Raw genomic sequence first — 797 nt, forward strand, 5'->3', positions numbered from 1 at the left:
GCGGAATTAGCTCAGTTGGTAGAGCGGAACCTTGCCAAGGTTCAGGTCGTCGGTTCGAGCCCGATATTCCGCTCCATTTTTATCTCTCCTGTTTTTATCTTATTGATCAGCTGCGTTACTTCATCCCTGATTATTGTATTGCTATCGCTGCACGTTACCCCTGATCGCTTCTATGCTGGTTTTCTGCGCTGGTTTTTTTACTGTGCTACAGTTGTTTCAATCGGATGACTTTTTTGTTGTTTTTTTCTTGACGAGGGTAGGGTTAGTCATTAATATACGCGCCTCCTCTGACGAGGAAGTTACAAATGTGACTGTGTCCCATTCGTCTAGTGGCCTAGGACACCGCCCTTTCACGGCGGTAACAGGGGTTCGAACCCCCTATGGGACGCCACCTTTTGTAAAGCGGAATTAGCTCAGTTGGTAGAGCGGAACCTTGCCAAGGTTCAGGTCGTCGGTTCGAGCCCGATATTCCGCTCCATTTTTATCTCTCTCCTGTTTTTATCTTATCGATCAGCTGATTTACCTCATCCCTGATTATTGTATTGCTATCGCTGCACGTTACCCCTGATCGCTTCTATGCTGGTTTTCTGCGCTGGTTTTTTTACTGTGCTACAGTTGTTTCAATCGGATGACTTTTTTGTTGTTTTTTTCTTGACGAGGGTAGGGTTAGTCATTAATATACGCGCCTCCTCTGACGAGGAAAGTTACAGATGTGACTGTGTCCCATTCGTCTAGTGGCCTAGGACACCGCCCTTTCACGGCGGTAACAGGGGTTCGAACCCCCTATGGGACGCCAC

Annotated in this window: 4 tRNA genes; all 4 read left to right on the top strand. The window is 47.4% G+C overall.

The annotated features are described in order from the left end of the window. The 4 genes from ACQY8X_RS20935 to ACQY8X_RS20950 all read left to right on the top strand — a co-directional run bounded on the left by ACQY8X_RS20935 (position 1) and on the right by ACQY8X_RS20950 (position 796). Positions 1-76 (top strand) — tRNA-Gly (locus ACQY8X_RS20935). 239 nt (positions 77-315) lie between these two features. Then, positions 316-391, top strand: a tRNA-Glu gene (locus ACQY8X_RS20940). A gap of 11 nt (positions 392-402) precedes the next feature. Next, positions 403-478, top strand: a tRNA-Gly gene (locus tag ACQY8X_RS20945). Between the two features lie 242 nt (positions 479-720). Continuing rightward, a tRNA-Glu gene (locus tag ACQY8X_RS20950) sits at positions 721-796 on the top strand. Position 797: the final 1 nt, after the last annotated feature.

The sequence above is a fragment of the Amphritea sp. genome (assembly GCF_050300915.1).
GTDB lineage: Bacteria > Pseudomonadota > Gammaproteobacteria > Pseudomonadales > Balneatricaceae > Amphritea.